Source organism: Telluria sp. LT2P80, from assembly GCF_059685955.1.
This window is the reverse complement of the sequence record NZ_JCASIO010000004.1, coordinates 541,475-549,571: the sequence shown is the minus strand read 5'-3', so window position 1 is coordinate 549,571 and position 8,097 is coordinate 541,475. Positions and strand designations below refer to the sequence as shown.

The following is an 8,097-nucleotide window of genomic DNA, read 5'->3' as shown; positions in this document are numbered from 1 at the left end:
ACGATCCTCGCCTTCAATAAAGCGCTTCATTTTGCATCCGTCTTGATGAGATACTGGCTTAACGTTTACCGGACGACGTCCGTTTACACGACGCTACGTTTTTACACAGCCTGGGCCAATTCTGGCCGCTTGACCGCCGTCAAAAAAAACGCAGGCGGATCGGGTACTCGCCAGCGATGATTTCCGCGCAGCCTTCAGCGACCAGAATCGGCGCAAGCACGGACGCCAGCCTACGCGGCCTGGCCGGGTAGTGTTGATTGATCCAGTAACCAAGCGTATCTGGCTCAACATCGCCGGTTATGTTGGCACCAAGACCAGCCTCCTCGCCTGCGGGAAAATCGTTCAGCAGATCCTGCAGGAAGTCGCTGTCGAAGGTAAACGGCGTCTTGCTCCAGACGCCTGAGAACCCAATGTGCATGTCGCCCCCGTAGCTAATGTTTGGTGTCGTGCCGTTCAGCGTGCTGATCGCTGTGTGCGGCAGGCCCGCATGATCGCGCCTGAGCCGTGCTGCGCCCGCCCGCTGGATGTGCATGCGCTGCCGCTCGCCTATGCCAGCACCTGGCGCGTTCTCCTTCAGGCAGCCGACGTCGTAGCCGATCATGAACAGGCTCGCTTCGAACGCATGCATGCGGTCCTCCGCCACCTCGCCCGCGAAAAGCCCGGGCGCCTTCTCTAACACCGCGGCCATCAGCCAGCCAAGCCGGACCTTTGCGCCGCACCATCCGGCGGCCGTCGTCGCGGCTGCGGCGGGCGCGTACGACAGCACGCCCGAGCTCTGCGCATCAGCGAACAGGCTGTGCACGGAGCGGTCCGACGGTATCGCAGGAAAGGCCAGTTTGGATGGCAGCGGTTCTGCTGTCTTATCCTCCAAGCGGCGCCACAACTCGACGAGCGCAGCGATCGCCGCCGCGACCCGCGAATCGTAAATCGGCAGTCCGTCGTGCGAGGCCAGCGCGTGGACCTTGGTCAGCATCGAGTTCATTTTCGCTGCCTGCGGCCTGCTGGCGTCGATGACGGCGGCGTCGAGCGCGAATACGCGCCTTGATGCGTCCAGGTATTCCGCCAGTTTTCCTTCCGCATGCAACGACTTCAGAAACGGCATAGCGCCTTTCGCATCGTTACGGTTGCCGCCCCAAGTAAGGATCCCGCGGCAGGCGTCCAGCACCTCGTCATCGTTGCGACCGGCAATCGCCCGCTTCAACGCATCGCCCAGCTCGTGCAGGTGATCGCGCGTTTCCTGCCAGCTGCCCGTTTTGCTGCCCTTCGTACGCCATTGGTAATACTGCAGCAAGTCCAGCCCGGCTACGTCGGTACGGATGCCGCCCAGGACAAAGCGTGACGGTTTGATGTCGAGCCGGATCGCCAGGCTACGGTAGTTTTTAGCCAGCCAGTCCGTGAATGCGACGACGTCTGAAGACGCGATGAATGCATTTCTGTTCATATAATAAAACTTTCTTTGAGGAAACGGCAATCGGATTATAGCGATACGGTCAAACGCGTGTGTCGGTCAGAAATAACGCCAGCGTTCGTCATCGAACCTGGCGGCCAGGGGTACGAGGCCTGCGTCGATTAATGCGCGGAAGAGGAGGGCCTTGAGTTCGTCCGCACTGGCCGCCGTGTATTCACCGTTATGACACGGTTGCGCGGGAATGAAGCGTAGCGGTCGCTTTGCAGGATCGTCTTCCGTGATGTCGACGCTCACGTGGATAATCAGCCCGGGGCTCCCGTCCGCCGGCCGGACCCCGCGCGTGCCGATTGTCGCGAACGTGTGGTCGCGGCTGACGTACACAGCTAGACCACCCGGCAGATCCCCGACTAGCTCGTGCACCTCGCGCAGTGTTCTCTCGCTGTAGAAAAAACACATGGACGCGGGGCCGGGCGTCGAACGCGGATGCAGCAAGGCGCTTACCGAAGTGCACCGCTGAACGAAACACCCGCCGAGTGCGGCGTACACCTGGTTCAAGGCCATCTGCACTTGGCGGATCGTTCGCCCATTTAGCGTGCGCGCGTATTCCGGCGCCAGCTCGAACTGCTGCAGTTCGACGGGTGCCTCGTCCCCACGCCACTGGGCCGGATGCGGATCGAGCGGCAGAACGGTGCGCGCCAGCGTGCGCCCATCCGGCGCGATGCATCCCGACTGGTAGTGCGCCTGCATGCCGCGGTACCAGTCGCTCTCTGGCGCAAAATGGCGGTCCACGATTTGCACCAGCGCCGGGTTGCCGGGGATGACGAGCCGGTCGTGCACGACCTCCGCAAGTAGCACCGTCATCGTGCGCACGTGTCCATTGACGCGGGCGAAGCACGCGTTCGCGTCCGCGATCCGGTCCGCGTCAACCGTACCGCCGGGGTCGATAAATCCACGTGCCAGATGCCCGGCCAGCCGGTTGACTTCACGGCAAAGCCCGTCGACTTCGACGTACACGCGGTAATACACTGGCCAGTGTCGAACGGTCACCTGCGGCCCGGCAAACATGCCGAACACCAGATTGCCCAGCTCCGTTAGTTCGCGCAGCAGATATGCTGCACTTGTTGTCTGCGTAATTGTCGTCTGCTTCAATGCGTTCTCCTTTCGAGTATCCGATCCCGGCGGCTTGTCGCCCGGGACCGGTACCGATATAGTGCGACGGATTAGCGACAAAATACGTCGAAAACTATGCCCAGAGATTCCACCGAACGACAGTTGGCCCGCAGGCTGGCAATCATCGACCTGTTACCGCTCCTGCCCGACCACGGTACCGGACAAGGGGCGACCGTCGACCAGCTCATGACCAGGCTGGGAGACACCTTTGAGGTGGATAGACGCACGTTCGAACGCGACCTGCGGGACCTCGCTGACCCGCAAGGTCCGTGGCGGCGACGGTTCGGCCTTGAGGTAGAGTCCCGTCCCAGTGCGAGCGACGGAAGGATCAACGAATGGTTCACGACCGCGGACAGCAAGATCCCGCTATTCAAATCCATAACGGCCTTCGACGCTTTGGTGGCCAGCTTCGCCCGTCAGGAACTGGGGCCGTTCCTGCCGCGCGACGCTCGCCAGGCGCTGGACGAGCAGGTTGCGACAATCGAAAGAAAACAACGGCATCTGCACCTGACCGACGCGCATCGGCAAGCCGTCGCTTACCAGGACAAGATTCGCCGCCTGCCGGACGGCCAGTCGATGGCACTTGGCAAGGTGGTTCCGGCGCATCTGCAGACCGTTAACGACGCTTTGATGAAGAACCTGATGCTGAGTCTCGTCTATCGCGCGGCCAAGTCCGAGGTGAACAAGATTCATCGCGTGTATCCAGTCGGCCTCGTAATCCATGATCGTACATTGCGTCTATTGGCTATCGATCGGGCCGAGGTCACGCTGAATCCATCAGCGATGACGGTCAAGAGTTTTCACCTGCACCGTATGCAGGAAGTGGCACTGGGCGATCCGGTCGCGCGCAACGTCACTGTGCCCACATTGGACGAGGCGCTCGCGGGCGGCGCGCTGGCAATGTGGTCGAGGGGGATCATCACCCTGCACATTCGCTTCGTCGGCGGCGAGGACGCGGACGTATTCGCGCGCACGCTGGAAGAGATGCCGTTGTCCGACGATCAGACCATCTTCCTCAACAAGGCAGGACAGCGGGAATTGATGGCCACCGTGAACAACACCTCGACGCTGCGTCGCATGTTGCAAAGCATGGCCCGTGAAGTCAAGGTGCTGGGGCCGGACGATCTCAAACAGGAGTTGTGCGCCTTCTTAGCTAAAGCGCTCGCGTTACAGCAGGGCGACTAACGGAACGGCTAAGCCGCCTTGTCCAGTCCCGGCGACGGCTGAATTTGTCGAAGATGCTGTTTAAGGGGATAGAGCCTGGCCACGACGGTGCTAAGTACGTTCAGGAATGGTCAGTTCAGATCAGCGACTAACGGCAAATGATAGGCTCGTCGTAGCTAACCGTGTATATATGATCTGATTCGGAGAACTCAAAGTACATGTCCCACTTGCCAGTTTGATCTTCTGGATCGTGCCAAGTTTCGTTAAACGTCACAATTCCGTCATGCACAGTTACCTGTCCGACGACGTCAGCCTCGCCTTTGTACATGCCGTCAGTGAACATATACATGGCCTTTAGCTCGTCCTATCACGTGAGCTGTATCAGGCACGTGGCATCGAGGTGCGCCGCTGGGACCACCTCGCTCGGGCGCTGCGTGAGCCGGCCAAGCAGTCAGACATGATCGCAAAGAGCTTGAATGACAAGCAGATCCACGCCTTGCGGCTGCTGAAGAAATCGCTTCCGGCAACCGAAGTCATCGATGCCGAAGATGCCTGAGCCTAACCGCCGCGTGATCGCTTACTCCACAACGTCTCAGCACGTCAGCCAAGTAGCGCAGTTCCGCATCGTTCAGTCTTCTATCATTTAAAATGTGCGATCAATTTCAGGTAGACACTTCAGTTTTTTTTAACGGAATAGAAAGCGCAGAGACCATTTTGGATAGTAGAGAAGCACTGAACCTTGTCGAGGAAATGGTCCAGCGGGGCGAATTGATTCGTGTCAGTTCCGCGGAACGGACGACAAAGGCGATCATTTTCAAAACTCCAACGGGCCGAAATTTCGCTGTCGAGGTCAACGATACCCATTCGCGCAATTATGCCGTACAGGTCAAGCTGGTATTTGAACGCGCCCCCACTGGTGTGAACCTTGATTGGCCGTCCGCTGCCTCGAAATTCAATGGCCAACTGAACGATACTCAGTTCCAGAGCAGTGCCTTACAAACAAAAGGCAGCAATCTCGAGCCCGGCAAACAGATGTCAGTGCTGGTCCCGTCCCCACAGTCACTGCAGGGCCTGATTGCATGGTATGCCAACGCAGAGCAAGGGCAGATGGCCAACGCAGATAAAATCCGAGCCCACGCGTTATCGCGTTACATCCTGCCAGCGCGGGAACGGGGTGAATCGAGCGTAACAATCCTCGCAAGCAAAATTCACAACGACTTGGGCCTGTCGAAAAACTTTCCGAATGTCGACCAAGCACTAACGGGAAAGATGTTCCTCAACCAGTGCAATCTTTCGACAGTCCAGCGGAGTGGCCCACAGGGCAGCTCCACCACGACGTTTACCTATCACTTTGAAAAGCAGGCGATTCCCATGCCCCAGAATTCGACGGCCGCCAGCAACCTGATCCTGTATGGCCCGCCGGGCACCGGCAAGACGTATGCCTCGGCAGCCGAAGCGGTGCGGCTGTGTCTCGGGGAGGCGCAGGCAGCGCAACTTCTAATGCCCGACCAGCGGGAAGCGCTGATGCTGGCATATCGCGAACTCGTTGCAGCAGGCCGTATCGACTTCATTACCTTCCACCAGTCGTACTCCTACGAAGACTTCGTGGAAGGATTGCGGCCGACGACGGAAATGGCGGACAGTTCACTGGAGCTAATGGATGAAACACGGGATTCATCTACGGGTGGGTTTCGTCTGCGCTGCGAAGATGGCATCTTCAAGCGCATTTGCGAGCGTGCGCGGCTCGACAGAGGCGGTGCGAGTGAGAACGCTGGACTCGACCGCCAACGTCGGATCTTCAGGGTGTCTCTCGGTCGCAGGGGACAGGATGAGGAACGCATTGCCGACGGGCTCAACAACAACCTCGTCCATCTGGGCTGGGGTGGAGATATCGACTGGTCTCCCGAAAGCTTCGACAATTTCGACGCGATCAAGCGCGAGTGGAACGAGAAGAAGGATTCTGGCGCAACTGGTAAGGACGCCAACATCGAAATGATCTTCTCGCTGCGCAATGACATGCAAATAGGAGACTATATCGTGCTCTCGGATGGTAGGGATGCCATCCGTGCGTTCGGCAAGGTGACTGGCCAATATTATTATGATGCCACAGCTACGTACCACCCGCATCGCCGGAAAGTCGAGTGGCTATGGCAAGATGCTGCTGGCGTCCGGCGTGATATCTTTTACAAAAATATTTTCCGGCAGCACGCTATTTACCGCCTGAATCACGACATTGTCGACTGGGACCGCCTAGAAGAAATAGTCTTTGGTGAAACCGTGCAGCAGCTCGCCGCCGCTGCCAGACCTTATGTGCTGGTGATAGACGAGATCAATCGCGCCAATATTTCGAAGGTGTTCGGTGAGCTAATCACGCTGCTGGAGCCCGACAAGCGTCTTGGCGAAACTAATGAAATCAGGGTTCAGCTCCCGTATTCCGGCGGATCGTCCTTTGGCGTGCCACGCAACTTGCATATCATCGGCACAATGAATACTGCCGACCGTTCGATTGCTCTCCTTGATACGGCATTACGGCGGCGCTTTAAGTTTCGCGAGCTGATGCCGCAACCATCCCTGCTCAACAAGGTTGACGGTGTCGACCTAGTAAACCTGCTAGAGACTCTGAACGAGCGAATTGAATTTCTTTTCGACCGGGAACACCAGGTTGGCCACGCATATTTCATCAGCTGCCAGTCGCGCCAAGATATCGAAGAGGTCATGCGCCACAAGGTCATCCCGCTTCTTGCCGAGTATTTTTACGAAGACTGGAATAAAGTGGCCGCCGTGCTCGGCGATGCGAAGGACGGCGAGCACGACCATTTGGGCGGGTTTCTCCGGAGAGAGAGATTAGCATCCCCTCCTGGCATGGGGGGCGAGGATGAAGCGCCTATTCGCTTCCGATGGAGTGTGCAGGAAAAATTCGACTTCTCGAAACTTGTAAAGTGATGATGCGCCGGACCATCCTTGAATGGGAATCCATCGGCTACGGCGACGATCCAGCGAACTTGGGCGTCATTCCCTCGCACTTCGCTGACCGGCTTGCGAAGGTAGCCGCCGCGTCTCCATTGGTGGGCCGTGGCGGTGGAGGTGTCTTGGAGCACGGCCGCAACGCCCTTCGCGCGCGCGGGATTGTTGGAGTGCTCGTGGCCGAGGGATGTTCACTCGAAATTTTGCCAAAGATCGATGCGAAAGATAGCGGCGGCGCCGACAGTATTGCGCAAACCAGGCGACGGCTCGTCCACATGCTCGCGTTGGCTATCGATATCAAGATCGACGTCGGCCAAGTCACGCAACTCGATTGGCAGAATGAAACTTTGCTCGAGATCCTCATTCGGATTTTTTCCGAAAAGCTGGTCGATGCCTTGCGCCAAGGCATGCCACGTCGCTATGTCGGCCACGAGGAAGACTTGCCGTCGCTACGCGGACGACTTGACGTGGTGCGGCAGTTCACTAAGTTTGCTGTTGATCCTTCGCGGCTGGCTTGCCGCTACGACGGACTGTCAACCGACATCGCGCTAAACCGCATCATGAAGGCTGCCGTCGTGCGCCTAGCGAGACTCACCCGTTCGACTGCAAACCTGTCTCGTCTCAGGGATCTGTCACTTGCATTCGCTGATATCGCAACCTTGCCGGTACTAGCACTGAGATGGTCCGACGTCGTTCTCGATCGCACCAACGCACGCTGGCGCGAATTATTGAACATGGCGAAGCTGCTGCTGGGCGAACGATTCCAAACAACCTCGTCCGGAGAAGGGACCGGCTTTTCGCTGCTGTTCGAGATGAACACCCTATTCGAAGAATACGTCGGGCGAATGGTGACGCGTGTACTCTCCGGCAGCCATTTGAACGTGGTGCGGCAAGGTGGAAAAATCTATTGCCTCGAAGGCGATAGCGGAGGCCTCTTCCAGACAAAACCCGACATTCTGATAAAGAATGGTGACAAGGTAGTGCAAGTAATTGATACGAAGTGGAAGCGAATTGCTCCGCAACTCGACGACAAGAAACGAGGGGTTTCGCAGTCGGATGTCTACCAGATGATGGCTTACGGCAGCTTGTATGACTGTTCACGGTTGACGCTTTTGTATCCCCATCACGCAGGGCTGAGCGAATTTGACGGCATGCAGGCAACGCATCGCATCACCAGATCAGACAGGAGACTCGAAACGGTTTCTGTTGATATCTCTACTCCAGCTGGCCTTGCCGAACGGCTGCGCAGGGTGCTGGCGCCGTGAGGGCGGCAAACATTACTGCCGTCGGCAGCGGTCAGCTTTTTCTCCAGATGTGGAAGGAGGCAGTTGACACGGATTCATCGAGATGCTTCGCTTCGGGTAGTTCGAGTCACCGGCGATATCCATTGT

General features: G+C 57.9%; 5 protein-coding genes. 3 read left to right on the top strand and 2 right to left on the bottom strand.

Features of this window, described 5'->3' with window-relative positions; genetic code table 11:
- Positions 1 to 139: 139 nt before the first annotated feature.
- A complete protein-coding gene (locus AC56LW_RS14100) occupies positions 140 to 1,441 on the bottom strand; it encodes a hypothetical protein (protein WP_499635278.1) in 1,302 nt (433 codons plus the stop codon).
- A 66-nt stretch (positions 1,442 to 1,507) separates the two neighbouring features.
- On the bottom strand, positions 1,508 to 2,557 hold the full coding sequence (locus tag AC56LW_RS14095; protein ID WP_499635276.1) for a hypothetical protein: 1,050 nt from the start codon (positions 2,555 to 2,557) through the stop codon (positions 1,508 to 1,510).
- Positions 2,558 to 2,680: 123 nt separating this feature from the next.
- On the opposite strand from AC56LW_RS14095, the gene AC56LW_RS14090 reads away from it, so the two are divergent.
- From AC56LW_RS14090 to AC56LW_RS14080, 3 genes are all read left to right on the top strand, one after another.
- The gene (locus tag AC56LW_RS14090) at positions 2,681 to 3,763 is read left to right on the top strand and encodes a helix-turn-helix transcriptional regulator (RefSeq protein ID WP_499635273.1); all 1,083 of its coding nucleotides are present in this window, start codon (positions 2,681 to 2,683) and stop codon (positions 3,761 to 3,763) included.
- Between the two features lie 627 nt (positions 3,764 to 4,390).
- The gene (locus AC56LW_RS14085) at positions 4,391 to 6,685 is read left to right on the top strand and encodes a DUF8426 domain-containing protein (protein WP_499635270.1); all 2,295 of its coding nucleotides are present in this window, start codon (positions 4,391 to 4,393) and stop codon (positions 6,683 to 6,685) included.
- Positions 6,685 to 7,971, top strand: a complete 1,287-nt coding sequence (locus AC56LW_RS14080; RefSeq protein WP_499635268.1) for an McrC family protein — start codon at positions 6,685 to 6,687, stop codon at positions 7,969 to 7,971. Before AC56LW_RS14085 ends, AC56LW_RS14080 begins: the two co-directional genes overlap by 1 nt.
- Positions 7,972 to 8,097: the final 126 nt, after the last annotated feature.